The sequence below is a fragment of the Pararhizobium antarcticum genome, assembly GCF_001885585.1.
Lineage (GTDB): Bacteria > Pseudomonadota > Alphaproteobacteria > Rhizobiales > Rhizobiaceae > Pararhizobium > Pararhizobium antarcticum.
In genome coordinates this window covers 1-24,541 of the sequence record NZ_LSRP01000115.1, presented here as the reverse complement: position 1 = coordinate 24,541, position 24,541 = coordinate 1, and the positions used below count along the sequence as shown (strand labels likewise).

At 59.4% G+C, this 24,541-nt stretch carries 25 protein-coding genes; 16 read left to right on the top strand and 9 right to left on the bottom strand.

Going from position 1 to position 24,541, the window contains the following annotated elements; all coding sequences use genetic code 11:
• Positions 1-346 precede the first annotated feature (346 nt).
• Positions 347-1,576 carry an adenylate/guanylate cyclase domain-containing protein gene (locus tag AX760_RS20360; protein WP_071834834.1) on the top strand — a complete coding sequence of 410 codons (1,230 nt, stop codon included), beginning with the start codon at positions 347-349 and terminating at the stop codon, positions 1,574-1,576.
• 17 nt (positions 1,577-1,593) lie between these two features.
• On the opposite strand, the gene AX760_RS20355 is transcribed toward AX760_RS20360, so the two are convergent.
• From AX760_RS20355 to AX760_RS26850, 7 genes are all read right to left on the bottom strand, one after another.
• Entirely contained in the window at positions 1,594-2,664 is a 1,071-nt protein-coding gene (locus AX760_RS20355; RefSeq protein ID WP_071834833.1) for an ABC transporter ATP-binding protein, read from the bottom strand.
• A gap of 4 nt (positions 2,665-2,668) precedes the next feature.
• The gene (locus AX760_RS20350) at positions 2,669-3,517 is read right to left on the bottom strand and encodes a carbohydrate ABC transporter permease (protein WP_071834832.1); all 849 of its coding nucleotides are present in this window, start codon (positions 3,515-3,517) and stop codon (positions 2,669-2,671) included.
• Between the two features lie 4 nt (positions 3,518-3,521).
• A complete protein-coding gene (locus AX760_RS20345; protein ID WP_071834831.1) occupies positions 3,522-4,460 on the bottom strand; it encodes a carbohydrate ABC transporter permease in 939 nt (312 codons plus the stop codon).
• Between the two features lie 109 nt (positions 4,461-4,569).
• A complete protein-coding gene (locus AX760_RS20340; protein ID WP_071834830.1) occupies positions 4,570-5,829 on the bottom strand; it encodes an ABC transporter substrate-binding protein in 1,260 nt (419 codons plus the stop codon).
• A gap of 43 nt (positions 5,830-5,872) precedes the next feature.
• Positions 5,873-7,045 (bottom strand): PLP-dependent transferase, encoded by a 1,173-nt coding sequence (locus AX760_RS20335; protein WP_071834829.1) that lies wholly within the window; start codon positions 7,043-7,045, stop codon positions 5,873-5,875.
• Complete coding sequence (locus AX760_RS20330; protein WP_071834828.1) at positions 7,042-7,761, bottom strand: FadR/GntR family transcriptional regulator; 720 nt, start codon at positions 7,759-7,761, stop codon at positions 7,042-7,044. The genes AX760_RS20335 and AX760_RS20330 overlap by 4 nt, the downstream gene beginning before the upstream one ends.
• A 236-nt stretch (positions 7,762-7,997) precedes the next feature.
• Positions 7,998-8,222: a hypothetical protein gene (locus AX760_RS26850; RefSeq protein ID WP_139276110.1), complete on the bottom strand. Its 225-nt coding sequence runs from the start codon at positions 8,220-8,222 to the stop codon at positions 7,998-8,000.
• A gap of 121 nt (positions 8,223-8,343) precedes the next feature.
• Here AX760_RS26850 and AX760_RS20325 point away from each other — a divergent pair, with 121 nt between their 5' ends.
• From AX760_RS20325 to AX760_RS20285, 9 genes are all read left to right on the top strand, one after another.
• Complete coding sequence (locus AX760_RS20325) at positions 8,344-9,117, top strand: SDR family NAD(P)-dependent oxidoreductase (RefSeq protein WP_071834827.1); 774 nt, start codon at positions 8,344-8,346, stop codon at positions 9,115-9,117.
• Between the two features lie 123 nt (positions 9,118-9,240).
• Positions 9,241-10,209, top strand: coding sequence for an ABC transporter ATP-binding protein (locus tag AX760_RS20320; RefSeq protein ID WP_087149315.1), 969 nt, complete (start codon positions 9,241-9,243; stop codon positions 10,207-10,209).
• A 34-nt stretch (positions 10,210-10,243) separates the two neighbouring features.
• On the top strand, positions 10,244-11,359 hold the full coding sequence (locus tag AX760_RS20315; RefSeq protein WP_071834837.1) for an ABC transporter substrate-binding protein: 1,116 nt from the start codon (positions 10,244-10,246) through the stop codon (positions 11,357-11,359).
• Positions 11,360-11,473: 114 nt separating this feature from the next.
• Entirely contained in the window at positions 11,474-12,418 is a 945-nt protein-coding gene (locus AX760_RS20310) for an ABC transporter permease (RefSeq protein WP_071834836.1), read from the top strand.
• Positions 12,415-13,215 (top strand): ABC transporter permease, encoded by an 801-nt coding sequence (locus AX760_RS20305; protein ID WP_071834825.1) that lies wholly within the window; start codon positions 12,415-12,417, stop codon positions 13,213-13,215. Before AX760_RS20310 ends, AX760_RS20305 begins: the two co-directional genes overlap by 4 nt.
• A 43-nt stretch (positions 13,216-13,258) precedes the next feature.
• On the top strand, positions 13,259-14,575 hold the full coding sequence (gene hisD, locus AX760_RS20300) for a histidinol dehydrogenase (protein WP_071834824.1): 1,317 nt from the start codon (positions 13,259-13,261) through the stop codon (positions 14,573-14,575).
• A gap of 16 nt (positions 14,576-14,591) precedes the next feature.
• A complete protein-coding gene (locus tag AX760_RS20295) occupies positions 14,592-15,620 on the top strand; it encodes a zinc-dependent alcohol dehydrogenase (protein ID WP_071834823.1) in 1,029 nt (342 codons plus the stop codon).
• A 29-nt stretch (positions 15,621-15,649) separates the two neighbouring features.
• Positions 15,650-16,381, top strand: a complete 732-nt coding sequence (hutC, locus tag AX760_RS20290) for a histidine utilization transcriptional repressor HutC (RefSeq protein ID WP_071834835.1) — start codon at positions 15,650-15,652, stop codon at positions 16,379-16,381.
• A 26-nt stretch (positions 16,382-16,407) separates the two neighbouring features.
• Positions 16,408-17,703: a hypothetical protein gene (locus AX760_RS20285; protein WP_071834822.1), complete on the top strand. Its 1,296-nt coding sequence runs from the start codon at positions 16,408-16,410 to the stop codon at positions 17,701-17,703.
• Between the two features lie 31 nt (positions 17,704-17,734).
• Here the strand turns inward: AX760_RS20285 and AX760_RS20280 are convergent, their stop codons facing one another.
• Both AX760_RS20280 and AX760_RS20275 read right to left on the bottom strand, forming a co-directional pair.
• Positions 17,735-17,980, bottom strand: a complete 246-nt coding sequence (locus AX760_RS20280) for a hypothetical protein (RefSeq protein WP_071834821.1) — start codon at positions 17,978-17,980, stop codon at positions 17,735-17,737.
• A 203-nt stretch (positions 17,981-18,183) separates the two neighbouring features.
• Positions 18,184-19,080, bottom strand: a complete 897-nt coding sequence (locus AX760_RS20275; RefSeq protein ID WP_071834820.1) for a hypothetical protein — start codon at positions 19,078-19,080, stop codon at positions 18,184-18,186.
• 217 nt (positions 19,081-19,297) lie between these two features.
• Between AX760_RS20275 and AX760_RS20270 the strand changes: the two genes are divergently transcribed.
• From AX760_RS20270 to AX760_RS26845, 6 genes are all read left to right on the top strand, one after another.
• A complete protein-coding gene (locus AX760_RS20270) occupies positions 19,298-19,564 on the top strand; it encodes a hypothetical protein (protein WP_071834819.1) in 267 nt (88 codons plus the stop codon).
• A complete protein-coding gene (locus AX760_RS20265) occupies positions 19,561-20,676 on the top strand; it encodes a cache domain-containing protein (RefSeq protein ID WP_071834818.1) in 1,116 nt (371 codons plus the stop codon). Before AX760_RS20270 ends, AX760_RS20265 begins: the two co-directional genes overlap by 4 nt.
• On the top strand, positions 20,673-21,734 hold the full coding sequence (locus tag AX760_RS20260) for a ligand-gated ion channel (protein ID WP_071834817.1): 1,062 nt from the start codon (positions 20,673-20,675) through the stop codon (positions 21,732-21,734). Before AX760_RS20265 ends, AX760_RS20260 begins: the two co-directional genes overlap by 4 nt.
• A 62-nt stretch (positions 21,735-21,796) precedes the next feature.
• Positions 21,797-22,333 (top strand): hypothetical protein, encoded by a 537-nt coding sequence (locus AX760_RS20255; protein ID WP_071834816.1) that lies wholly within the window; start codon positions 21,797-21,799, stop codon positions 22,331-22,333.
• A gap of 120 nt (positions 22,334-22,453) precedes the next feature.
• Positions 22,454-22,987: a hypothetical protein gene (locus tag AX760_RS20250; protein ID WP_071834815.1), complete on the top strand. Its 534-nt coding sequence runs from the start codon at positions 22,454-22,456 to the stop codon at positions 22,985-22,987.
• A gap of 410 nt (positions 22,988-23,397) precedes the next feature.
• On the top strand, positions 23,398-24,541 hold a 1,144-nt coding region (locus AX760_RS26845), incomplete at its 3' end, for a glycosyltransferase family 2 protein (protein ID WP_175552105.1).

Genomic DNA, 24,541 nt, shown 5'->3' with positions numbered 1-24,541 from the left:
TCGATCGTCCACATCGCAGCTTCCTTTCGTGATTCGAAAGCACAAAAGGAATCACAACCGCGCACAACCCGCAAACCGAAGTCCGCTAACCGATTCCGCCGATTCTCAAAGTCTCCGGACGGACACTGAGAGACATGTGGGAAATGAAGCTATTTGCTTGCGTTGAACAGCAAGATCAATGCCAGGCAACTCATTGTCGTAGGTTTCATTAGCCGTGACAGCTATATAACAAAGGCTGTCACGAACGATCCATGACCATCGATTGCCTAAGAGGGCGCCGTCTCCTTCCCCCCCGTCATATTCCATACTAAAGCTGTCGTCCGCCGAAAGAATCAAGGACAGCCGCATGAACCCCATGAATATCGGCGATATCGCATCCTGGCTGATCGCCCAGGGGTTGAAGGGATCGTCCGAGATGGAGATTCTCGACGGTTTCTGCGAACGTTGCCGCAAGAGCGAGTTGCCGATCGATCGGGGGCTTGCGCTGATCGACACGCTGCATCCGGTCTATGAGGGACGCGCTTTCCAGTGGGATGGCATTGCGAAGGAGCATCGCGCCTTCGAATACGGCCCGACCGTGGACGGCACGGAAGCCGACAATTGGATGCGCTCGGCCTTTCATCATCTGCGCACGAGCGGCGGCGACGAGGTGCGCCGGCGCATCGGTTTTGGCGAGGCTGCCGATTTCTTCATGCTCGATACGCTTCTGGCCGCCGGCCACAAGGACTATATCGCGATGATCCACCGGTTCGCCGAAGACAGCCATATCGGCGAGATGGACTGTTTCTATTCGCACTGGTCAACAACCGCGCCGAACGGGTTTTCGGAAGACGGCCTGTTTGCCCTGCGCAAACTCGTCCCGGTTCTGGCCTTGGCCATCAAGTCGGCTTCCCTGGTGCGGATTTCCCGGACGATTGCCGAGGTCTATCTCGGCGAGGATGCTGCCAAGCAGGTGCTGGAGGGCCGTATCAGCCGCGGCAAGGCAGAGCGGATCTCGGCGGCTCTGTGGTTTTCCGACCTGCAGAATTATACCCGCATCTCCGATAGCCTGCCGCCGGACGAGATCATTCCCTTTCTCAATGACTATGCCGATGCGGTGATCTCCTCGATCCACGAGGCGGGCGGCAACGTGCTGAAGCTGATCGGCGACGGGACACTCGCGATCTTCAAGTCGGAAGATCCCGAAGAAGCCTGCGGGCGGGCCCTGCGGGCGGAACATCTGCTGCGCGACAAGCTCCAAGGTCTGAATGCACGCCGCAACGCCGAGGGTCGCCCGGTGACCGAAGTCTATCTCGGCCTGCATATCGGTGATGTCTTCTATGGCAATATCGGCTCGAGCGATCGCCTCGACTTCACCGTCATCGGCCCGGCGGTCAATGAGGTTAGCCGCATTGCCTCGCTCTGCCGGTTCGTCGATCGCAGCATCGTCATGTCGTCGGGTTTCGTTTCGGCCGCTCCGCCGCCGCGCGACGGCGAAATGGTCTCCATCGGCCGCTATGCGCTGCGCGGCGTCAAGAAGGCACAGGAGTTGTTCACGCTGATGCCGCTCGAGCCTGAAGAGGTTAAAGAGGACTGAGCGTCCTCACGCCCCTTTCAGACCTTCCTGCCGCTTTCGTCAAAGAAATGCAGGTGACTTCCCGGCAGGCGCACGGCAATTTCGCCGGTGGCATTCAGGAAGCGTCGGTCGAGCGTGAAGGCCTTCAATGAGACGGGCCCAAGCGTCAGGTGCAGGATGATGCCAAAGCCCGTGGGTTCGACCAGGTCGATCGCTGCCATCTGGGCTTCCGGTCCGTCCGCGCCAAGCACCACATGCTCCGGCCGAATCCCGAGCGTCGCGCGGCTGCCTTCCTCCAGGTTCGCCGGTGCCTCCAGCAGAAGCTCGACGCCGCCGGTCGGGGCAAAGACAGACTTGCCGTTCAGCTTGATATAGCGACCTTCGAAAAAGTTCATGCCGGGCGAACCGATGAAGCCGGCCACGAACAGGTTTGCGGGATTGTCGTAGAGGTCGAGCGGACTGCCGACCTGCTGGATGATTCCGCCATGCATGGCGACGATGCGGTCTGCCAGTGTCATCGCCTCGATCTGGTCATGGGTAACGTAGATTGATGTGGCGCCGAGGTCCTTGTGCAGTTTCTTGATCTCGGCGCGCATCTGCTCGCGCAACCGGGCATCGAGGTTCGACAGCGGTTCATCGAACAGGAAGGCCTTGGGTTCGCGCACGATCGCTCGACCCATGGCCACGCGCTGCCGCTGTCCGCCGGATAGGGCTTTTGGGCGCCGTTCCATCAGCGGTTCCAGGCCAAGCTTGGTCGCCGCACCGGCGACCACCGAGGCGATCTTTTCTTTTGCCATCTTGCGCAGACGCAGGCTGTAGCTCATGTTTTTCGCCACGCTCATATGCGGATAGAGCGCGTAGGACTGGAAGACCATGGCGATATCCCTGTCTTTGGGGGCAAGATCGTTGACCCGCTTTCCGGCAATGCGGATCTCGCCGTCTGTCACCGCTTCGAGACCCGCGATCATCCGCAGCAGGGTGGACTTGCCGCAGCCGGACGGGCCGACGAGAACGACGAATTCGCCATCCCTGATCTCCAGATCGATCCCATGCAGCACCGGATGGATGCCGTAGGATTTGCGGATGTTGGAGATATCGATGGATGCCATTGGGTCAGCCTTTCACGGCGCCGGCCGTCAGGCCCTGCACGAGGTAGCGTTGGATCAAAAGGAAGAACAGGCAGGCGGGGATGAGCGCCATCACGCCCGCCGCCATCATCTGTCCGAAGTCGATCGAGAATTTCGAGACGAAGGACAAGAGCCCGACCGGGAAGGTCGCAGCCGCATTGCCCGAAATCAGCATCAGCGAAAACAGGAGTTCGCTCCAGGCGGCGGTAAACACAAAACCGAGGGTGGCCGCGATGCCGGGCAGGGTCAGCGGCAGGATGATTTGCCGGAAGGCGCCGAACTGTGTCGCACCATCGATCATCGCCGCTTCCTCCAGGTCCTTGGGGATGCCGTCGAAGAAGGACTGCATCAGAAAGGTGGCGAAGGGGACATTGAAGGCTGTGTAGACGATGACGAGGCCCGTCAGGCTGTTGGTCAGGCCGAGTGGTGACAGCATCTTGAAGATCGGCGCCACCAGCATGACCAGCGGAAACATCTGGGTCAGCAGCATCAGCGCCACGATCCAGTATTTGCCGCGAAAGCTGAACCGCGACAGGGCATAGCCGGCAAGCGAGGCAAGCGCGGTGACGATCAGAGCGGTCGAGCCGGCGACGATCAGGCTGTTCTTGAAGAAGGTCGGGAATTCGCTGTGTTTCAACACGAAGTCGAAATGTTCGAAGCTGGTCTGCGACGGCCACATGCGGATGCCCTCGGAATAGAGCAGTTTGTTCGGGGTTACCGAAACCTTCAGCAGCCAGTAAAGCGGGAACAGCGCGAAGGCGACATAGGCGAGGATGGCCAGGCGGTGGGCGAGGAGGGCAACGACGCGCCCCTTTGTCAATGAATGTCCGGCCATGGCTTCAATCCTTGCTCAACAGCCATTGCCGCAAGACGACAATCAGCATCGAATAGATGATCAGAAGGGCGAGAAGCACGAGCGCGATGGCGGAGGCATAGCCGAAGTCGAGCCGCTTGAAGGCCTGCGTGAAGATGTAGCTGGCAACGATCTGGGTCCGGTCGGCCGGCCCGCCATTGGTCATGACGATGATCAGGTCGGCAAAGTTTGAAATCCACACAGTGCGCAGGAGAACGGTGATGGCGATGGTCGGGGCGAGGAATGGCAGGGTGATGGACAGGAAGCGTTTCACCGGGCCGGCGCCATCGATGCTGGCTGCCTCGTAGAGGTCGCGCGGGATCGCCTGAAGCGCGGCGAGCAGGGTGATGGCAAAGAACGGAATGCCCCACCAGACATTGGCGATGATCGGCCCCCACATGGCCAGCTGCGGGTCCGAAAGGATATTGTTGGGCTCGCTCATGATGCCAAGCGCGAACAGCCAGTGGGGCAGGGGGCCGACCACGGGGTTGAACAGCCAGGCCCAGTTCAGGCCGGCGAGAAAACTCGGCACGGCCCAGGGCAGGAAAACCAGCGCCTGGACAATCGCCCGCCCGAAAAATGGCTTGTCGAGCAGCAGTGCCAGGATGAGCCCGAAGACAAACTGCAGCAACACGGACCAGCCCGTCCACCACAAGGTGTTTCTGAGCGCCCGATAGAAGTTCTGGTCCTGCGACAGCGTCCTGAAATGATCAAGCCCGATAAAGCCGCCGGAAAAGGGTTTTAGAAGCTGGATATCGCGGAAGGCATAGGAAATGCCCAGCACCAGCGGCACCAGCATCACCGTGACGATCAGGATCAGCGCAGGCGCACTGTAGAGATAGGGCGCGGAGGCATCGGCGAGCCGCTTTTTCAGCGGTCGCTGGTCTCTTTGTGAGCCGCCATTGCGGGCTGCTAGTGAAGCCATCGTCAGGATTTCCGTTTCGCGGCCTGCCTTGAAGCCTGCCGTGTTTTCCAGTCTTGAGGGAACCGCAGGCGGACGACATCCTGCCGCCGCCTGCGTCAGTGCAGATCGTTTATTTGCTCGCCAGGAACTTTTGCTGGGCCTTGGTCATGTAGTCAGCCCACTGCTTGGCCATTTCTTCCGGCGTGATGTCGCCGAGCATGGCTTCCTGGCTGGTCTTGATGGCGAGCGAATCCTTGAAGAAGGCGAATTCTTCGAGATAGGTCGGCATGGTGGTCGGCACGGCGTCCTTGTCCGCCAGTTCCTCGAACCAGCCCTTGAACTGCTCGCTGGCATAGAAGGGATCCTTCTCGGCTGCCTTGAGTGCCGGGAGAGCGCCGATTTTCTTGTTCCACTCGATATTGCCTTCCGGCCCTTCCAGCGTAGCGATCAGCTTCCAGGACAGGTCCTTGTTGGCGCTCGCCGACATCATTGACCAACCGGCATAGCCGATGGTCGGAAACGTCTTGCCGGAGGGGCCCTTCGGCATGGTCGTGACGCCGTAGTCAGCAGCATCCATGCGCTCGGCAATGGCAATCAGCGCATCCGGATCCTGGTCGAGCATCGCGCAGGTCCCGGTGTAGAAGCCGGCGACGATCTCGTTGAAGCCCCAGTTGACGCTGTCCTTCGGGGCGTAGCCGTTTTTGTAGAGATCGGTCATCCAGGTAAAGCCCTTGACCCAGCCCTCTTCCGAAAATTTCGACGTTCCATCTTCGTTGAAGAAGGCATTGTCGCCGGCCATGGTGGCGCCCATCATCATCCAGCCATTCAGGCCGCCCGGACCGCCGCGCATGCAATAGGCATATTTGCCCGGAAGCTTCTTGATCTTCTCGGCCGCTGCGACGAACTCATCCATGGTCTTTGGCGGGCCTTCGACGCCGGCTTCCGCGAAGATCTTCTTGTTGTAGAACATGGCCCGCAAATAGAAACCGTAGGGCAGCATATAGGCCGTGTCCTTGACGTCGCGGCCAAGCTCGAGCGCGCGGTCGGTCAGGCCAGCGGTCTGGTCCCAGGTCTTCAGGTAGGGCTCGAGGCTTTCTAGCATGCCGTTGTTGGCATAGAGCGACAGCCAAGTGTCGGGCATTTCCATAACATCAGGGATTTCGCCGGCCGAGACCATGGTCGCGAACTTCTGGAAGGCTTCGCCCCAGGGCAGCGAAATGATCTCGACTGTCGTGCCGGGGTTGGCGGCTTCGAACTTGGCGACGATCGACTTCAGGGTTTCGGTGCGCTCCGGGCTGGTGATGACTTCAACCAGCTTCAGCGTGGTATCGGCAAGCGTCGTGCCTGCCATCAGCGTCGCGACCAGGGTCGCTGCAATCAGTTTCCTCATTTTTTGTTCCCTTTTCCTGTTCCAGTGGTTGTTTGCTTGCGTGTCAGCCTATTGATGCGGCAGCGATTGCCGTTTCGATATCGCTCCAAAGGGCCTCCGTTCCCTCCAGGCCGACATGGAGCCGTACTGACCGCGGGCTGATGCCGAAGGCGACCGCGGAATTGGGTTGTGCTTTTTGCGACAAAACCACATCGCCCGGCACGATCAGGCTCTCGTGTCCGCCCCAACTGACGCCGAGCTTGAACAGCTTGAGGTGATCGGAAAACGTGCGGACATTGATGCCATCGCGGAAAATGAACGAAAACAGGCCCGACGTTCCCTTCAGACCCGGCGGCAGGTGATTGGCGAGACCGGGATAGCAGACGGTTTCCACCGCCTCATGGGCCTGCAGGCGCTTGGTGATCTCGATCGTCGATTGCTCATGCGCCTTCATGCGGATCGGCAGCGTGCGCATGCCGCGAATGAGCAGCCAGGCGTCGAAGGGCGAAAGCTTGCCGCCGAGATAGGGATAGGCTTCCGCGCGGATGCGGCCGATCATTTCCTTGGAACCGGCAACGACGCCGGCGACGACATCGCTGTGGCCGCCGAGATATTTGGACGCGGAATGGATGACCAGGTCGACACCGAGCGCAATCGGCTGCTGGAAGATCGGGCTCGCCCAGCTGTTGTCGATCGTGGTGATGACCCCATGGTTTTTTGCAAGGGCGGCGAGCGCTGCAACATCATGGGTTTCCATCACCCAGCTCGTCGGGCTTTCGAGATAGAGAAGCTTGGCGCCGGGCAGGGCTCTGGCAACAGCCTCCTCATCCTTGCCATCGACATAGGTGACGTCGATGTTCATGCGCTTGAAGAACGTGCCGAACAGCCGGAAGGCGTCCGGATAGAGATGCCTGACGGCGACGATGCGATCGCCGGGCCCGACGAAGGACAGAACCGTCGACGAAATCGCCGACATGCCGCTGGCAAAGCCGATCGCGTCTTCGGCGCCTTCGAGCCTTGCCAGCATTTCCTCGAACATGCGCACGGTCGGGTTCAGGCCGCGCGTGTAGATCGGCCGGATCTTCTCGCCGCGGTAGGAGGCGATCATGTCGTCATAGTCGGTGAACGTGAACAGCGACGTTTGCACGATCGGTGGCACGACGGCGTCATAGGCATTGTTCATGTCGTGGGCGACGATGAGGGAAGCTTCATCAAACGGATCGAACCCGTTGTTCATTTGGACATTTCCTTGATGTCTTCCTCGACGATGGCGAGGATCTTCAGTGTCTCGGCCCGCGCGGCTTCCGGATCGCCGTCAGCGATGGCGTTGAAGAGAGTGCGATGGAAGGGAAAGGACCGGCGCGCAAAGTCCGGCCGGTCGAACGGCCGTTCCCAGAACCGCTCGAAGGCTTCGCGCATCTGTTCGAGAAGCTGCTTGAACAGCGGATTGTGGGTGGCGTCATAGATGGCCAGGTGAAAGGCGAGATCTTCCGGGCCTGATGTGCCCTTGGACAGATGCACCCGCTCCATCTCGTCGAGCTTTTCCTCGATCGTCTTCAGGTCCTGCGGCGTGCGCATGCGGGCAGCGACCATGCCGGCCTCCGCCTCGATGCCGCGGCGCACCTCCAGGGTTTTCAGGAGCACCTCGCGCAGATGGGTGGTTTCGAGCGAGAGGGGCATGTGAACGGTCGCGGCCGAAATCGCCCTGAGCAGATAGGTACCACTGCCCTTGCGCGCTTCCACCACGCCCAGCGCCTGGAAATGCCGGATGACCTCGCGGATCGTGGAGCGCCCGACACCGAGCGCAACGGCCAGTTCCCGTTCCGTCGGCAGACGTTCCCCGGCCACAAGCTTCGCCCGCTCGATAAAGTCTGCAAGGGCGGCCGTCGCCTGCCGGACCCGGTCCGCCGGAGGCAGGGGCAGAAGAGCCGCTCGGGCAACATGATCCGACATGCGCAATTCCAAAGACCGAAATTGGTCTGACATCTGGACAATATGCAAAGTCCGGGAGTGACGTCAAGCGTTTCCCGCGCAGGTGAATGCAGAGGCTAGAACCACGCAGCGACGAGTGATCCGAGACCGAATCTCGGTGCACACTGCGGCAGAGAGAGCATCGAGGCTCGAGGATGCAACTACAGTGCGGGGATCAGGAGCAGTCTTGAAGCCGCCAAAAGCGGAATACCTGGCGTTCAACGACGGCCGAATTCCTGCGGTCGGCGCGGCTCACTCGCGTTAAATCGAACAGTCTTCGGCCAAAGCAAGCGATTACGGTCTGTCCTGCATTGGCGCTCAACGGCGATGCGAGCGCACCAGTCTTCAGCTTCGGCAATGCCTACGGAACCCTCGGCATGCGCCATATTTTTCGAGACGGAGATTTCTTTTTTATTCGTCAGGCTGCGATCAAGCACGGACATTTGCGTCAGGCTCCTTCCGCCATCACGCCGGAACTCTGTTGTACACATATGTATAGACAACCTCCAAAAAATGATGATGCTGTGTCCATGGACAGGTAGATTGAGCTATGTGGCAAATGGAATGAACGTAACCTCTCTCTTCGATCTGAACGGGCGCAGCGCGCTTGTGACGGGCGGCAGCCGCGGCCTTGGACAGGCGATTGCGCAGGCGCTCGCTTTTGCTGGCGCTGATGTGGCAGTGACCGCGCGGGATGTTGCTTCGCTCGGTGAGACCGTGCGGCTGATCGAGGATTCCGGAAAAAGAGCCTTTCCCTTTGCCCTGGATGTACGGGATGTTGACGCCTGTTCGCGTGTCGTCGAGGCTGCATCGCAGGCTCTGGGCGGCCTTGATATTCTGATCAACAATGCCGGGACAGAAGAAATCCGACCGGCGCTGGATGTCGATGAGGCGCTGTGGGACAGGATTGTCTCGACCAATCTCAAGGGCGCCTTTTTCTGCGCACAGGCGGCCGCCCGTCAGATGTCCGGTTTTGGAAGAGGCGGCGCGATCGTCAATCTGTGTTCTCTGACCTCCTATGTCGGCATACCCACGGCCGTCCCCTATGGTTCGTCGAAAGCCGGCTTGATGGGCATGACGCATGCGCTGGCCGCCGAATGGGCGCCCCTCGACATTCGGGTCAATGCCATAGCGCCAGGTTATTTCCGCACGGCGATGACAGATGTTTTTTATCAGGATGCGGCATGGCAGCAGGCGATGCTCGACAAAATACCCCAGCGCCGCTTCGGTGCGATGGAGGATGTCGCAGGGGCGGTTGTCTTTCTGGCAAGCGGTGCCTCGCGCTATGTGACAGGGCATTGCATACCGGTCGATGGCGGTTACCTTGCATCGATCTGATGGATTCAGTTTGCGGCAGCAGCGCCGCGCAGGAAAAGCATGATGCCGGCGGTGGACACGAAAGCAGATTTTGACAACGCGGCGAAGGCCGACACCATTGCCGTGTCGGTGAAGGACGTTGATATGGTCTATGACGGCATCCACGCCGTCCGATCCGCGTCCTTCGATCTGGAGACGGGAAAATTCCTGACGATCCTTGGGCCTTCCGGCTCCGGCAAAACGACGCTGCTGCGGTTGATTGCCGGATTCCAACGTCCGACCCGCGGAGAGATCTTCATCAACGGCGCTGCCGTCAGCACGGTGCCACCGCACCGCCGCTCGATCGGCATGGTCTTCCAGAAGCTGGCGCTGTTCCCCCATATGACGGCCGCAGAAAACGTCGCCTTCCCCCTGAAGATGCGACGCACCGACGCGCGCCAGATCCCCGCCCGTGTTGAACGCTACCTCGACATGGTGCGGCTCGGAGGCTATGGCGCCCGGCGCGTGCACGAACTCTCGGGAGGACAGCAGCAGCGGGTGGCGATCGCCAGGGCGCTGGTCTTCGAGCCCGATCTGCTTCTGCTCGATGAACCCTTGGCTGCGCTCGACCGGAAGCTGCGCGAGGAGATGCAGCTCGAATTTCGCCGTATCCAGCGCGAGCTCGGCGTCACCACCATCAACGTGACACACGACCAGCGCGAGGCGCTCGTCGTGTCCGACGAAATCATCGTCATGAACGGCGGCGAGATCCTGCAGAAGGCACAGCCGGCCGACACCTATCGCAAGCCGGCCAACGCCTTTGTCGCCAATTTCATCGGCGTGACGAACTTTCTGGATGCCCCGCAAGGTGGCACACGTGCCATCCGCGCCGAGCGGGTCCAGATCGCCCCCACACATGCCGAGCTTTCCGGTTGCGACACGATCGTCGACGGCATCGTTGCCGACGCCATCTTCGAGGGCGAGCGGGTGGTCTACGAGATCAGTGTCGCATCGATGGGGAATGTGCTTCTGCGCGTGTTCGACCATGACCTCGCTGCCCACGGCCAGTTCGTCGCCGGAACAGCCGTCAGCCTTGGGTGGAATGCCCGCGACGTCCTTTACTTCAACCCATAAGCCGGAAAAACCGGTCAACCAGAGGAGAATGAACATGAGTGAAAAGAGTGAAATGTCGTTGATGCTGCGCCGCCGCCGCTTCCTTCAGGGGGCCGCCACGATCGGGGGCGCTGCTGGCCTGTCGTCGCTGGGCTGGTCGAGCGCCTTTGCGCAGGAACCGGAAAAGCCGGCGGAACTGATCGTGCGCGCCTGGGGCGGAAGCTGGATGGACAGCCTGAAGGCTGGCGTCTCCGACAGTTTTACCGCCAAGACCGGCATCGCCATCCGTCACGACCTGACCGAAGACAATGAAATCCAGCCGAAGGTCTGGGCTGCCGTGGCGCAGGGGCGCGTGCCGCCGATCCATATCAACTGGGATACGACCACCAACGCCACAAAATCGGCGCTGCGCGGCGTGACCGAAGATCTCTCCGACCTTTCGAACCTGAAGAACACCACCGATCTCGCCAAGCCTGTCGGGCTCGACGGCTATCCGATCGTCAACACCTACGGCTATGTCTACGTGCTCGCCTACCGTCCGGAAGCCTTTCCGAACGGCGCGCCAAAGTCGTGGAAGGATCTGCTCGATCCGAAGTACAAGGGCCGTATCGCCCTCTACAATGATGGTATCGGGTTCCACTTCCCGGCACAGGTTGCGGGCGGTGGCAAGCTGGAGGACATTCCTGCAAACATGCAGCCAGCATGGGATTTCATCGCCAAGATGAAGGAGCAGCAGCCGCTTCTGGGTGAGGATCCGGACTTCACGACCTGGTTCCAGAAGGGCGAGATCGACGCTGCCTGCACCATTTCGACCAATGCGCGCGAGGCCAAAAAGAACGGCATCGACATCAAATGGGTCGTGCCGGAAGAAGGCGCCAAGTTCGACACGGACGGGCTGTGGATCCCGAAGGGCCTGCCGGCAAACGAGCTGTACTGGGCAAAGGAATACATCAACCACTCGCTGACGGTCGAAGCCCAGCAGATCTGGCTCGATGGCCTTGGCCTGCCAGGCGTCGTGCCGGGCGTCAAGCCACCGGCCGACCTGGTCGACGACCCGTCCTATCCAACTACCGAGGATGCGTTCAAACATCTGATCCGCGTTTCGTCAAAAGTGCAGGTCGAAAACGAGAGCGAGTGGTTCTCGAAGTTCAAGGCCATCATGCAGGGATAACGGGATTGAGGCCAAGGCGTGGACTTACGCTTTGGCCTCATCTTCCCCCCGCATGCGGAGGGAAGATGAGCAGTATGCCGGTCAAGGGAATTTCCCGGCACATAAAGGATGGACATGCGAGCGGCGAAATCGGCCTATCCCCTGAGATGGCGCATCATGGATGCAATGGAAGCCTTTGCGGCCTTCATCTGGCCGGCACGGTTTGGCCGGGCGATCCCCTGGCTGATGCTCGCGCCGGCGCTGCTGCTCGTCGGGCTTCTGGTTCTGGGGCTCATTCAGATCGGCGATGCAAGCCTGCGGACGCTCGACACCACGACCTTCCTGATGTCCGAAAGTTATACATTTGCCAATTATCAACGCGCCTTCAGCGAAAGCCTGTTTGCGGCCATCGCCTGGCGCAGCCTGCTGGGCGCGCTGATCGTGACGGTCATAACGCTCATCCTTGCCTTTCCCTATGCCTATGTGATGGTACGCACGACCTCCTCGATCACCCGGAAACTTCTGCTCATTGCACTTTTCCTGCCCTTCTTCATCGGGCAGGTTGTCCGTGCGTATGGATGGCTGATCATTCTGGGCAATCAGGGCATGGTCAACGAGGCGCTTGGCCTTGTTGGCGTTGCGCCGATCCGGCTGCTCTACAATTACTGGGCGGTGCTCTTCGGTCTCGTGCAGTACATGCTGCCCTTTGCCGTCCTGATGCTGGCCCCGGCCCTGATGGCCATTCCCGAAGAACTCGAGGCGGCGGCAGGCTCGCTCGGCGCCCATTGGGTCGCCACGTTCCGTCACATCGTCCTGCCTCTGGCGCGGCCCGGGCTTGTGGGGGCGGGACTTGTCGTGGTGACCTTGTCACTGACCGATTTCGCCATGCCGGCAATCCTTGGCGGCGGCAGCCAGGATTTCATCGCCAACGCAATCTACGACCAGTTCTTCCGCACCTCCGACCAAGGTCTGGGTTCGACGCTGGCATTGCTTCTGGTGGCTGTCGGCTCACTGCTCGTCGGCCTGGTCTTCACGGTGTTCGGTGCGGGCACGCTGGCAATGGGTAGGGCGCGCCGATGACCGCAGCCTTGAGCAAGACCGTCATTCTCTGGATCTTCGTCGCCGCCGTGCTCGTGCTTTTGTCGGCGCCGACGATCGTGATCCTCGGCGCGTCCTTTACGTCAGGCAACATCATCACCTTTCCACCGGACGGATTCTCCTTCAAATGGTATGCCAAGATCGCCGCGTCGCGCGATTTGTGGCAAGCCTTCCTGCGCTCGGTCTACGTCTCCGCAATCTGCACGATCGTTGCCATCCCGGTTGGAACCCTCGCCGGCATCGCCCTTGCCAAATATGCGATACGCTTCGAGAAATCGGTGCAGATTTATCTGCTGCTGCCTTTCACAATCCCGCTCATTGGCTCTGCAATCGGGTTGATGCTGATCTTTGGTGAGGCAAGGATACTGGGTCAGCTCTGGCCGGTCGGGATCGCCTGTTGCGTCATCAACCTGCCCTTCATGATCTGGGCCGTGACAGCCAGCGCTGCAAGCCTCGATCCGGATCTCGAGCTTGCTGCCGCCAGTTGCGGCGCGCCGCCTCTCTCGACCTTCCTGCACGTCACCCTGCCGGCCGTCCTGCCCGGTGTCATCAGCGGCGCTCTGTTGATGTTCATTCTGGCGCTGAACGAGTTTCTGGTCAGCCTTCTGCTGACAGATGCCCGGATCGTCACCCTGCCGGTGCAGATCTACAATTCCATTCGCTCCATCATCACGCCCGATCTTGCGGCCATCTCCGTGGTCTTCATTGCCTGCGCGGTGCTGGCGATCGCACTGCTCGATCGCCTCGTCGGCCTTGAGATCTTCCTCAAATCCAAATGACTGAAAGCCGGTGCCCGCGCGCCGGCGAAACGGGAAAACAGCCATGTCAGACGTCTCCTTTCACGAACTCTCGCAACTGGACGCCGAGGCCCGCGCGGCGCTGATGCGCCGTTCCGAAACCGATCTCTCGAGTTTCATCGAGAAGGCCAAACCGATCATCGAGGCGGTTCGCACCGAGGGGGACGCGGCGCTGGTGCGCTTTGCGCGCGAACTCGAAAAGGCGGATCTGGACGAAAGCCGGTTGAAGGCGACGGAAGCCGAATTCGATGCCGCCTTCGATCTCGTGGAAAAGGACGTCATTGATGCGATCCGCTTCGGCATCGACAATATCCGCCGGTTTCATGAGGTTCAGAAGCCGGAACCGATGTGGCTGAAGGAAATGCGGCCGGGCGCCTATGCCGGAGACCGCTTCACACCGATCCGCTCCGTGGCGCTGTACATTCCGCGCGGCAAGGGGGCCTTTCCCTCGGTCACCATGATGACGGCAGTGCCGGCTGTTGTGGCCGGCGTTCCGGATATCGCCATCGTCACGCCGCCGGCACCCGACGGCTCCGTCGATGCCGCAACGCTCGTCGCCGCCCGTCTCGCCGGTGTTTCCACCGTCTACAAGGTCGGTGGCGCGCAGGCCGTTGCAGCCGTCGCTTACGGCACGCAGACGATCAAGCCAGCCTTGAAGATCGTCGGCCCCGGTAGCCCCTTCGTGGTGGCGGCCAAGCGGCTGCTCTCCGGTATCATCGATCCCGGCCTGCCGGCAGGCCCCTCCGAAGCGGTGATCTTTGCCGACGATACGGTGAAGGGCGGTCTTGCGGCACTCGATCTTCTGGTTGAAGCCGAACATGGCCCGGATTCCTCCGCCTATCTCGTCACGCACAGCCGTCGCGTGGCCGAGGAAGCTCTGGCTGCGCTGCCCGATCACTGGGCGCGCATGACCGAGCAGCGTGTGGCCTTTTCGAAGGCGGTTCTCACCGGGCGCTGTGGCGGGATCGTGCTGACATCGTCGATCGAGGAAAGCTACCGCTTCATCAACGACTATGCGCCGGAACATCTGGAGATTCTGTCCACCGATCCCTTCGCGCATCTCGGTCACATCACCGAAGCTGCCGAAATCCTGATGGGACCCTATACACCCGTTTCAATCGGCAATTTCGGCCTTGGACCCAATGCGGTGCTGCCGACAAGTCGCTGGGCGAGAACCTATGGCCCCCTTTCCGTGAGCGATTTCGTCAAGCGCTCGTCGATCGGCTATGTTACCGCCTCCGCCTATCCGGAATTTGCCAAGCACGCCCGCACGCTGGCACGCTACGAGGGTTTTTCCTCGCACGAGCATGCCGTTTCCGATGTTCGCAAGGATTATCTTTGAGGATCGGGAACAGATCATGAAGGCGGCAAGGCTCTATGCAGCGGGTGACATCCGGGTCGAGGAGATCGAAGCCCCTGGCCCGCTTGTGGCGGGCACCGTACGCCTTGCCGTGACCGCGGCCGGCATCTGCGGTTCCGATCTTCACAATTTTCGCACGGGACAGTGGATCACACGGTCGCCCTCTGTGGCTGGCCACGAACTTGCCGGCGTGGTCATGGAGGTCGGAACGGGCGTTTCCGCGTTCAGTCCCGGCGATACCGTCGTTGCGGATTCCCGTGTCTGGTGTGGCGAGTGCGCGGCTTGCAGGAGCGGGCGGCGCAATATCTGCGATCGCCTCGGTTTTGTCGGAGAAGTCTGTGATGGCGGCTTTGCCGAGGAGATCGTGCTGCCCGCACGGTTGCTCGTCAGATATGATCCGGCGCTCGATCCGGCGATTGCCGCCATGGCAGAACCGCTGGCAGTTGCACTGCACGCCATCCGGCGCCAGGCCGTTCCGGCGGGAGAGCCCGTCCTCATCATCGGCTGCGGGCCGATCGGCGGCCTTGCCGCGCTTCTTCTTTCCCGATTGCACACTGGCCCACTTCTCGTCTGCGACAACAACCGCGCACGCTCCGAGCGCGTCGCGCAGGTGACCGGCGCCACCCAGGTGACTCTTGATCCGGCTTCGCTTCACGCGGCGCTTGGCGAACAGGCATTGCGGTATGCGCTGGATGCGACGGGACAAAGAGACGTTCTGAAGCGTGCCATCGCTTGCCTTCAGGGCGGCGGCTCGCTGACGTTGGTGGGCATCACGCATGGCAACATCGATCTCGACCCGAACGTGCTGGTCGAGCGCGAGATCGCGCTGATGGGCTGCCATGCCTTCAGGGACGAGTTGCCGGAAGCAGTCGCCATGCTGCCCGAGATGGCGACGTCACTGGCCCGGCTGATCGATCGGGAGATTGCGATTGAGGACATTCCCGCAGCCTATGAGAGGCTTCTGGCAGGCAGTGCCGCTGGCCTGAAGACCATCGTGCGCATTGCACAGGCGGAGCAACTCTCTTGACGCAGGCTCCGGATGGAAAGACAGCCAAGATGAAACCTCTGACGGACAGCGCCAGCCCGCTCTACGAAAAGGTCAAGGAATATGTGCTTGCGCATATCGGCAGGGGCGACTGGGACAGGAACCGGAAACTGCCGTCCGAACATGATCTGGTGGCCTCGCTCGGCGTGTCGCGCATGACGGTTCATCGGGCGCTGCGGGAATTGACCTCGGAGGGCTATCTTCTGCGCATACAGGGCGTCGGCACATTCGTCGCACCACCAAAACCGCAATCGACACTGATCGAGGTTGCGAATATCGCCACGGAAATCGGCGAGCGTGGCGGTGTGCATCGCGCCGAGGTCATCCTTCTCGAATCCATCCGGCCTGGAATCGAGCTGCTCGCCGCCTTCGGAGCCAGTCGCCAGATCCGCGTCGGGCATTCCATCATGGTGCATTTCGAAAACGGCGCGCCGGTGCAGGTTGAGGAACGCTTTGTCAATTCCGAGCTGGTGCCGGACTACGAGAAGCAGGATTTCACGTCGATGACCACCTATGACTATCTGCAGCGGTCGACCCCCATGACGGAGGTGGAACATGTGATTTCAGCAATCGGCGCCGACAGCGAGACCGCGCGCATGCTCAAGCTTGCGGAGGGCTATCCCTGTCTTCTTCTTCGCCGTCGGACATGGTCGGGCCAAAAGGTCGCGACCGTCAACCGGCTCACCTATGCCGGCAACCGCTATTCCCTTGGCAGCCGGTATACGCCGTCAGCGATGACCTGAACCTTCCGCGATTGTGAAAGACGACTATGACCGCAAACAACAGCAAGACCGCTGAAATCCGTCGCCTGGCCCGAACCGATGAGCCGGCGGCACTCAAGCTTCTCGACAGCCTTCTGAGGGACCTGTTTGGCCTCGATGCACACGCCATCGCCATCAATCGCGACCAGTACAGCCTGAATTCACTGAACGGTTTTTTCGAGGCGGATGGCCAGTCGCTGTTCTTCAAGTTTCATCAGGAGGACGGCGAAGAGGCAATGTCGGGGGAATATTACCGCGCCGATATCCTCCTGAGAGCGGGGCTTCCGGTGGACCAGGCGCTTTATATGTCGGTTCTTCCCGGTGAACAGATTCTCGTCTATCGCCGGCGCAGCGATCCGCGCTTTTCCGACGTACTTCGCGCACTGGATCTGGCACCGGACGAGGCGGCCGAAGCCAAGGCCGTTGCCGCAGAGCGCCAGCTGTCGGAAACCGTGCTTTCCGTCTATCTCGAAACCCTTCACGCTGTCACACCAACGGAAGTCGCAGCAGAGCCGATCCACAGGCTGTTTCATGACCGGCTGGCCGATCCGCTGTCGGGCGCCATTCCGGGTGGGCGTTTCAAGAGCTTTTATGTCGACCAGGAGTTCTCTTTTCCGGGTGTTAATCTCGACTGGGACGCTTTTTCAATCGCACCCGTTGTCGTCAACGGCCGCCGGTACCGCTATAGCTTCGGCGATCTCTTCGAACAGGCAGGCACCCGGCTGAGGCCCGACCGGCTCGCCGATGCAGGCGGCGTCGTCGCGCATGGGGACGCCCATAACGCCAATGTTTGGTACACGGAAAAGGATGGCGCGCCGCTGCTCTCCTATTTCGATCCGGCGTTTGCCGGGCAGAACGTGCCGACGCTTCTGGCGGAGGTCAAGACGACATTTCACAATATCCTTGCCCATCCGCTGTGGCTCTACGATCCCGCCGAGGCACAAACCCGCTATACCGCTTCCGCCCGCTATGAAGCCGGGACGCTGTTCCTGGATACGGACTGGGAACCAAGCCGTGTCCGCATGGGACTGCTCGAGGTAAAGGCCGACACTCTATGGCGACCTTTGCTTGCGGCGTTGAAAGAGCGGGGCATGCTGCCGAACGATTGGCGTCGCGTCATCCGCCTTGCCCTTTTCCTCTGCCCGACCCTCGTGATGAACATCAGGGCCGGCGCATCGACGCACAACAAAACCTCTTCCCTCATCGCCGTCGCCATTGCGGTGATGGCCGGCAGCGAACCGGAAACCGGTGAGGATATCGTGTCGCTGTTCCTCGATCGCATTGATCCATCGCTTGCTGGGTAAAACAAGCTTTGGCAGTACAGGGCATCGGACCCTATGTCCGAATGACGCGCCGAAAGTCTTTGCGTCTTGAGATGACCACGCCGCGCGCAACCTGCCTATCGCAGCGGTCGAAGGCTTGGTCACCGAATCTGTGGAGGGCGGGGGGATCGAAACTCGCGATCTGCCGCCCGCAGCAGAGACAACCCGGTTCTTCCTGCTTGCCGCCCATCGCTGCCGCTGCGGCCGCCATGATTTGAACCTGGGTGACTGCCTGCACGATGCCTGCGTCAAGTTCCATGGTGTACCGATCCCCGCCACCGCCGATAAGTTTCGCTCGACAGAGCTGGCGGTCGTTGCCGCAAGCATTAACGCAGGCAAGGTGTGGACTGCCCGCCCCACTGCTCTGACTGTGGATTGGGGGCCCTATCCAAGCGGTCGGTTGCACCCGAGTCTGCAGGGCAGTGAACCAACCCTCGACCGTGACCGTCGAACCGGGTGATTTCAGCGAGGACCTTCGCGGCTGTGGCTATGGAGCGGATGCCGAGTTTCTGCAGCGTTCAAAATTTCCTGGCCCCGCTCAAAAGCAACAGCAATGGCCTTAAACTTGATGGATTGCCAACGAACATAGTCCTGGAGCAACGTATGCGAGACGAGCAGATCGCCCCGATTGCCAGCAAGGCTCCAGATGAGAAGTCCCTCCGATTTCGCCCGGGCAATGACCCTCTGCACATGGCCGCGCGACAGCGTATGCCGGGTCGAGATCTCGCTTGCATGCAGCGGACCGATGCAGACGGGGTGATCGATATCCCGAAGTTCGGCCGGTAGCTTGCAGATGAGTTCATGCAGGATATTGCTTCCCGATTCCGTGCGGACGAACATGTCGATGCTTGCTGGTGGTCGCGACCAGTCCGGATCAAGAACAAGCCTGCGAACAGCCAGCGGGTGGATGCATCGAAGTTGACGCTCGTCGCTGGCGAGCCTGGACGAACGGTGACCACCATCGAGGCGGTCAAGAGCGGTAAGATGGCTCTCCAGCCATCGGCCGATCAAGGCCTCACCATGGACGCTCAACTGCAAGGGCCTGACGCGCTTGTCCTTGCTCTCGCGTTGAACAAGCAAACCATAGGCTCGCATTTCCGCAACATGAGCCGCCAGTGTATTCCGGCTGAACAGCGCCTGTTCCGCAAAAAAATCAATCAGCAACCCGACTGTCAGGGGAGGGCAGGCCTCATTTTGCTGCCGCTCGAAATGCAGGGCGACGATGACTTGAGTGATAAGCCACTTCTGCATGCTGGCAACATAGCGGACGACCCGGGGCGAGACGTCATGCATGGCGAGCAACTCCTTCGCCGCGTCGCGCAAGACTGCAAAGAACATGGGATCGTTGATGTTTATCATAGGATTGCAATTGTCTTTCGTTGCCGAGGGACGAGTGTGTTGCTCGGTCCGATCTCATCGACAGTCGTGCAGCATTCCTGTCAATCCAGTTTCGCACCGCGATGTCGTTCCGTCATCCCTGTGACTCAATTTTGGGTGTACCGACCCACAGCCTGTTTCTTGTGTTGATCACGAGTTTCCCGTCTCGCTATGAGAATTCAGCGATTGGGGACACTTCATGAAATCAGCTCTTTGTCGGCGCCGCGCCGTCTGCGTCATCGGCGTGACCATGTCGTTGGCGGTGATCGTCCAGAATGTCCAGGTTGAGTTTCACAACAAGGGGGCGCTTTGGCTAAATGGCGTCGCCACGGCGGATGCAGGCGCCGGCGTGGCCGATACAGGCGTTCGCATTTTCAACGCGTCCCTTAGCTCTCCCGGTGCCGTTGCCATCCCCATTCAGATGAACTCTCATCCCTTGCTCCAGCAGATCGCGAGGACGGCATGAGGCTGGATACGGCGCTCTCCCTGATATCGGCAACGACCATTGCGACCATTCTCGCCATCGGTGGCTTGCTGACACAATACAGTGAGCGCGCGCTTCTAAACGAGGCCGAACGGATCCAGATCGAAGATGCTTCGACAGTGTTGTCAACGGCTATGGCGCAAGCGGCAACACTGTCCGCAACCCATTCCGAAGCGATCGCATCGGATGCGCGTGTTGCCGAGATGGTCGCGGACGGCAACCGCCAGGCCCTGCTTGCGTATAGTTCGCCGCTTTTCGAGCGGCTGAACACCGGAGGTGGCATCAATGTCATGCACTTTCATACTGCGGAAATGAAATCGTTTCTGCGAGTATGGGAACCAGAAAATTTTGGACAGGATCTTTCCAAGTTCCGGCCAATGGTCATCGCCGTAAATTACAGCAAACGAACCCAGAAGGGGCTGGAAGTCGGGGTCAGGGGGTTGTCGCTGCGGGCTGTATCGGCGATCGTTTCAGCCGCCGGTCTCACCGGCACGGTGGAGATCGGCGTGGATCTCACATCGCTCTTGCACCTCGCCAAAGCGGCGACCGGCGCAGACTATGCGCTTTTCCTTGACCCCTCCGCTTCCCTTCGGGAAGACGGCACCAAAGTGGATGGGAAAGGCGGCTTGTCAATCGAAGCGGCCACGGACGCGGCTTTCTTCGCTCGAATTCAGCAGGCAAATACTGTCCGGCTATCGCGCGAACCGCAACTGACGCGATATTCGGCCGAGGGTCAGATTCACGGCGTCATGGGAAGCCCTCTGCTGGACTACAGCGGCAATCTCATCGGAACAATCGTCATTGCCCGTGATTTCACCAGGTTGGAAAGCCAACATTCACGCGCGATGGTAACGATCTGGGCCATTTCCATTTGCGGATTCCTGATCGCTTTCCCAGTGTTCATGATTGCGATCCGCGCTTTTGTGGTGCGTCCTCTCAACGATCTTGTCTCCCATTGCACTGCCGATAGCGCCGACCCAACCCCTTTGCTTCCCTCAAGTCAGTTGCCGGAATATCTTGTTCTCCGTGGAGAGATTGAACATCTGCGCAAGAAGCTTCGCGAGGCACCGGAGAATCGCGGGCCTGCGGTATGAGGCCGTTTTTTTTCTGGACGCTGCTTGTCGCAACACTGGTTTTTCCCATTCTTTATGGCACACAGAGCGCAGCCGGCACGGACATACCGCAGTCGATACCTTTGCCCGTGCGTGTGCATCTCGCCGTGCGTGTCCTCGATGTCTCAAAGGTTGAAGAGACCGCTGGCCTTGCGTCTGCCGTGATCGAAGTCACTCAGCGCTGGAACGATCCGTCACTGCGATTCGATCCTGTGCGGGACGGCGCGGGCCGCAAGGATTTCACCGAGGCGCAGGCCTCGGAGAAACTACAGAACATGTGGAGCCCGACCGTCACCCTCGAGAACCAGATCAGTGACGCGCGTGTCGACACGGCATCTCTATCGGTATTCTCCAATGGTGACGTCACGATGATCCGGAAACTCGATGCAGATTTCCGGACGCCCATTGAACTCTCTGCATTTCCGTTCGATACCCAGCGACTTGTCTTTCCGTTTGCATCACGTCTCTATGCTGCCGATGACGTTATCTTCATCGTGGACGACAGGGACCGTGACCTCTCCACCCTTGCGCGCAGTTTGACAGATTCCGACTGGACACCGGGTCGGCTCGAATTTTCGCTCGAGCAATTTTACGGCTGGAACGCCAAACCCTTCATGCGCGTCAATGCTACGGCGATCGTCAGTCGTGCCTGGCCGCGATATGTGCTTCGGATATTCGTTCCGTTCATCGCGGTTCTCAGCGTGTCGTTGTTCGTATTGTGGGCGCCGCGTGGTTTTGTCGGAGATATTCCCGGCATAACATACTCTGCCTTGCTGGCGCTTGCTGCCTTGAGCTTTACCTTCGAGGCCAGCTTTCCTGGCAGCATGTCTGTGAGTTCACCGATCGCATTCATGATTTCGCTCGGTTACTTCTATCTCATTCTCGCCTTGATGGCCGATCTGATCCTGGAGAGCGGCAAGTTTCCCTTCAGGGCAGCTTACCCGTATCTGCCGGAAGAGGCCCGACGCTACGTGCGTTATGTGGTGCCGGGAATATTCACGACGATCTGCGTCGCAACGATTTTAAAGGCGCTTGCCTGATGCGCCGCCCCTTTGCAAGACGCGCTCCCTATCCTTCGGTCTCCACGTTCAAGGAAACGAAAATGCGATTCCTAGCGATTTTCCCCTCTGTCTTCTTTGCATCAACGACCTATGCGGCTGCCTGTGAGATGTCCTCGATCAAGGACTGTGGCAACACCAACGCGTTGGTTTGGGCTCAATCCTTCCAACCGGCGCTTCGCGGGTTTCTCAACAAGAAAAAAGTTGGCTGGCTCGGTCAGAAACAAGACGTCGCTGATGTCGTCACGGAGGTTCTCGGCGGCGTGCCGGACGATGTGGCAAACGTCACGGAGGGCCTGCTGCGCTTCTCTGCCGTGCGCCCCCAAAGTGCAACAGAGCGTGGCTCCGTCTTCATTTCCACCGATGGGAAAATACAAGCGATCGGTGTTCTGCACTTCAATTGCGCGAAACAGTGCGAAAAAACCTATTCACTCTCGATCATGGTGGCCAGCGATGATGCAAAGCTCGTCAAGCTCGCAGAGGCATGGGGCGAGGAGCAGATGCAGTTGAACAAGCAAAGCGGTTTTGACGACACTCTGACCGTGCTCAGCCACCTCGAGGTGCTGGTGCAGAAACGCTAGGCTTTGCTGCCGATTCACAGCGTCGACCGATACGCGAATGCTGGCAGTTGTTTGGAAAACCACTGTCTCTGCGCCTCCGACACCAAGCCCCCCTTCCTTTCAGAAAGCTCGGTAGCTCCCATGAACAAGTTCTTCTGCCTTCTCCTCGCCCTGTCTATGACCACCCATACTGCGGCCAGAGCCGATGAGCCCGTCGATACCGTTCGCGTCCTTCTTGACATGGCCGCACAGAACTCCGCCGATCCCATCAATGGACGATATATCCATCAGGACTATTTCTCGGCAAACATGCTTCTCCGCTTTTTCAGTGAGGACTTTACCCAGAAGTTTGCAATGGCTCTGCTCAAGACAAATGAGAGACGGCATGAACTGATGATTGATTGGGATCCGATCGTCGGTGGCCAGGACAATTGCCCCTTGGAGAACATCACGTACGGTCCGGCCACAAAAAGCAAATCCAGGATCGAGATTACCGTGGCCTTCGAGGCGAAGGCCTGCTTTGGCGACGACAGCGGCGGCAATAATGTCAGCAAAGTCACATTTACTTTGGAAAGGGAGGAACTTATGCCGGGTTCCCCGGTCTACCTTATCGATGACATCGCCCACCCAGGAGAGCCATCCCTGAAGACCACACTCGTCGAGATCGCGAAATAGGCTCAAAACCTTTCCGGCAAGGTCAAACGAAAAGCAAACACGGGGCGCCCCGGAAAATGCATTAGAGCGGTGAGGGCAATCACAGGAACCAGTTCATGGTCGTGGCATTGTTCGAACCGCATCTTCTGATCGAAATCACCGCCAACGGGCCGAAAATGTTCTGCCCTACGGGCCTGCTTTTGCCCGCTTGCCGAGGTCGGGTCGAACCGACCGGAAGCGCCAGCCTATCATGCCATCACGTCGCGCCGGGCGCGGCGATCTTGACGCGAATTGCCAGGGCACCTGACCAAAAGGAGCCAAAAGGCTGAATGCGCTCGACATAAGACGACACAGTGTCCATTCTTATTTTTCAGTTTGTTAAATAACCTTTGCTAAACAGTCCAATACGTAACTTATGTGGGCGGCAAAACGTGTACATTTCTGATGATGAGCAAGGAACGTCTAAATGTGACACGCTCGTCTCGGTCGTAATACCCGTCTATAATGGCAGTGCCTATCTGGAGCGGACCCTCAAGTCGGTATCAGATCAAACGCACACAAATCTGGAAATCATTCTCGTTAATGATGGGTCGACTGACGACACAGTTTCTGTCGTCAATGCCTATGCGGTTTCGGAACCGCGGCTTCGTATGGTCACGACGCTCAATGGCGGTGTCGCGCGCGCGCGGAACACGGGTATCAGCGTTGCCGAAGGCGAACTGGTTGCGTTCGTTGATGCGGACGATATTTGGCACCCCACCAAAATCGCCGAGCAGGTGCGGGCCATGACGGGAGTAAAAGGGTGTCGGTTCGGAGCCAGTTACGCGCTTCATCGCATCATTGACAAGGACGATCGAGTTTTACATTCCGCTTGCTCTACTGTTTTCAGCGGGTCGTTGCTTGCCCGGCACTTCACAGGCAAATTTGTAGGAAACGGCAGTTCGCTTATGGTCCGTCGATCCGCGATTATCGACGTCGGAGGCTTCGACCCTTCTTATGCGGATGCGGGCATTGGCGGCTGTGAAGACCTTGATTCAGAACTGAGAATACTCGCCAAATATCAGATGGTCGGCATCCCAGCCTATCTGGTCGGTTATCGGAAATATCCGGGCAATATGTCGAGCAACCACCTGCGAATGGCAAAGTCAATCGTCGAAACGGTCGAGCGGCATCTTGCGCTGCACCCGGAGCTTCCTGATTCCGTTCGTCGGTATGCCCGGGCCTCTACCCATGCCTGGACTGCTGAAATTTTGTTTGCCGGAAAATACTTGAAACCGTCCACCGAAGCGGTGCTGCACGTCTTCAGGAATGATACCGGCGCCGGATTTCAGGTGGTGAAAACGCTTTTCCAGCGCGTCTTTCAAAAATTACTGAAATCCGCTGGCCTCGGATCATATGTTGCCAAGCAATTCCCGCTTTTCCAGGATCTGAGCCCTATGGCGGGTGTGGAAGACAACGCACCTGCGAATTTGTCGAAGTGGATCGATCTCCTTGAGACCGTCGATCTTGCCAGATACCCCTTAATGTCGAACGGAGACTGGAACGAAACCAGCAAATCGATCGAAAATAATAAAC

Excerpts from the sequence above, each read along its gene's own strand:
- AX760_RS20360 (WP_071834834.1), top strand. The coding sequence starts at position 347 with ATGAACCCCATGAATATCGGCGATATCGCATCCTGGCTGATCGCCCAG.
- AX760_RS20355 (WP_071834833.1), bottom strand. The coding sequence starts at position 2,664 with ATGGCATCCATCGATATCTCCAACATCCGCAAATCCTACGGCATCCAT.
- AX760_RS20350 (WP_071834832.1), bottom strand. The coding sequence starts at position 3,517 with ATGGCCGGACATTCATTGACAAAGGGGCGCGTCGTTGCCCTCCTCGCC.
- AX760_RS20345 (WP_071834831.1), bottom strand. The coding sequence starts at position 4,460 with ATGGCTTCACTAGCAGCCCGCAATGGCGGCTCACAAAGAGACCAGCGA.
- AX760_RS20340 (WP_071834830.1), bottom strand. The coding sequence starts at position 5,829 with ATGAGGAAACTGATTGCAGCGACCCTGGTCGCGACGCTGATGGCAGGC.
- AX760_RS20335 (WP_071834829.1), bottom strand. The coding sequence starts at position 7,045 with ATGAACAACGGGTTCGATCCGTTTGATGAAGCTTCCCTCATCGTCGCC.
- AX760_RS20330 (WP_071834828.1), bottom strand. The coding sequence starts at position 7,761 with ATGTCGGATCATGTTGCCCGAGCGGCTCTTCTGCCCCTGCCTCCGGCG.
- AX760_RS26850 (WP_139276110.1), bottom strand. The coding sequence starts at position 8,222 with ATGTCCGTGCTTGATCGCAGCCTGACGAATAAAAAAGAAATCTCCGTC.
- AX760_RS20325 (WP_071834827.1), top strand. The coding sequence starts at position 8,344 with ATGAACGTAACCTCTCTCTTCGATCTGAACGGGCGCAGCGCGCTTGTG.
- AX760_RS20320 (WP_087149315.1), top strand. The coding sequence starts at position 9,241 with ATGGTCTATGACGGCATCCACGCCGTCCGATCCGCGTCCTTCGATCTG.
- AX760_RS20315 (WP_071834837.1), top strand. The coding sequence starts at position 10,244 with ATGAGTGAAAAGAGTGAAATGTCGTTGATGCTGCGCCGCCGCCGCTTC.
- AX760_RS20310 (WP_071834836.1), top strand. The coding sequence starts at position 11,474 with ATGCGAGCGGCGAAATCGGCCTATCCCCTGAGATGGCGCATCATGGAT.
- AX760_RS20305 (WP_071834825.1), top strand. The coding sequence starts at position 12,415 with ATGACCGCAGCCTTGAGCAAGACCGTCATTCTCTGGATCTTCGTCGCC.
- hisD (WP_071834824.1), top strand. The coding sequence starts at position 13,259 with ATGTCAGACGTCTCCTTTCACGAACTCTCGCAACTGGACGCCGAGGCC.
- AX760_RS20295 (WP_071834823.1), top strand. The coding sequence starts at position 14,592 with ATGAAGGCGGCAAGGCTCTATGCAGCGGGTGACATCCGGGTCGAGGAG.
- hutC (WP_071834835.1), top strand. The coding sequence starts at position 15,650 with ATGAAACCTCTGACGGACAGCGCCAGCCCGCTCTACGAAAAGGTCAAG.
- AX760_RS20285 (WP_071834822.1), top strand. The coding sequence starts at position 16,408 with ATGACCGCAAACAACAGCAAGACCGCTGAAATCCGTCGCCTGGCCCGA.
- AX760_RS20280 (WP_071834821.1), bottom strand. The coding sequence starts at position 17,980 with ATGGAACTTGACGCAGGCATCGTGCAGGCAGTCACCCAGGTTCAAATC.
- AX760_RS20275 (WP_071834820.1), bottom strand. The coding sequence starts at position 19,080 with ATGATAAACATCAACGATCCCATGTTCTTTGCAGTCTTGCGCGACGCG.
- AX760_RS20270 (WP_071834819.1), top strand. The coding sequence starts at position 19,298 with ATGAAATCAGCTCTTTGTCGGCGCCGCGCCGTCTGCGTCATCGGCGTG.
- AX760_RS20265 (WP_071834818.1), top strand. The coding sequence starts at position 19,561 with ATGAGGCTGGATACGGCGCTCTCCCTGATATCGGCAACGACCATTGCG.
- AX760_RS20260 (WP_071834817.1), top strand. The coding sequence starts at position 20,673 with ATGAGGCCGTTTTTTTTCTGGACGCTGCTTGTCGCAACACTGGTTTTT.
- AX760_RS20255 (WP_071834816.1), top strand. The coding sequence starts at position 21,797 with ATGCGATTCCTAGCGATTTTCCCCTCTGTCTTCTTTGCATCAACGACC.
- AX760_RS20250 (WP_071834815.1), top strand. The coding sequence starts at position 22,454 with ATGAACAAGTTCTTCTGCCTTCTCCTCGCCCTGTCTATGACCACCCAT.